The sequence below is a fragment of the Anaerotruncus sp. DFI.9.16 genome, assembly GCF_024461615.1.
GTDB classification, from domain to species: Bacteria; Bacillota; Clostridia; order Oscillospirales; family Ruminococcaceae; genus Anaerotruncus; species Anaerotruncus massiliensis.
Genome location: NZ_JANFZX010000196.1, coordinates 1 through 208, shown reverse-complemented (window position 1 = coordinate 208; position 208 = coordinate 1). Strand labels below are relative to the sequence as shown.

1 pseudogene is annotated in these 208 nt (G+C 64.9%); it reads right to left on the bottom strand.

Going from position 1 to position 208, the window contains the following annotated elements:
* Window positions 1-208, bottom strand: a pseudogene (locus NE609_RS17510) (GTPase Era); the annotation flags it as partial.

Here is a 208-nt window from a genome sequence, read left to right as displayed (position 1 = left end):
GGGTGAGGGCGCGGCGAACGCCTCGTGTTCCCCGAGCACCGCTTCCACCCCGTCGCGGGTGAGCGCGTAGATCGGCACGACGGCGGAAAACTCGTACTCCTTTGTAAAGTCAAGGATGCGGGGCATCAGCTGCTCCTTGCTGGCGAGGGTGTCGATGTTGTTGACGACGAGGACCGCGGGAATCCGCTGCGCCCGGAAGGAGGCTATG